Source organism: Bacillus sp. SIMBA_074, assembly GCF_046534555.1.
In the GTDB taxonomy this organism is placed as follows: Bacteria; Bacillota; Bacilli; order Bacillales; family Bacillaceae_G; genus Bacillus_A; species Bacillus_A mycoides.
In genome coordinates, this window is sequence record NZ_JAWRYM010000090.1 from 1 (window position 1) to 594 (window position 594).

General features: G+C 45.8%; 1 protein-coding gene. It reads left to right on the forward strand.

The window, feature by feature from the left end:
- Window positions 1-594, forward strand: a 594-nt coding sequence (locus SB773_RS29940) for a glycine--tRNA ligase subunit beta (RefSeq protein ID WP_410593814.1), incomplete at both ends; no start/stop codon positions are given.

Here is a 594-nt window from a genome sequence, read left to right on the forward strand (position 1 = left end):
GATTGAATTCGGAGAAGTTGAAGCGTTTTCCACACCAAGACGTTTGGCCATATTGCTGAAAGACGTGGAAGAATCACAAAAGGATATTGAAGAAGAAGCAAAAGGACCGGCTAAGAAAAGAGCTTTGGACAGCGAAGGCAATTGGTCTAAAGCCGCATTGGGATTTGTCAGGGGCCAAGGCATGACTTCAGAGGATATTTATTTTAAAGAACTCAAGGGTGTGGAATATGCCCATGTGAATAAATTCATAAAAGGACAGCCGACTGTACAGCTTTTATCTGAGCTTGCTGAAATCATCAGCGGCATGACGTTCCCGAAAAACATGCGTTGGGCCAATCAAGAGCTCCGCTTCGTCCGTCCGATTAAATGGCTGATTGCCTTATTCGGAAATGAAGTGGTGCCATTTAGCATCGCTGGTGTCGAGACGGCCCGTGAAACAAAGGGACATCGTTTCTTGGGCGATAGCGCAATCATCGAGCAGCCGGCACGGTACGAAGAAACGTTAAAAGAACAATTTGTAATGGCGGATCCGGATAAACGCAGACAAGTTATTCTAGATCAGATTAAAGGGCTTGAGCAGGAAAAGGGCTGGAT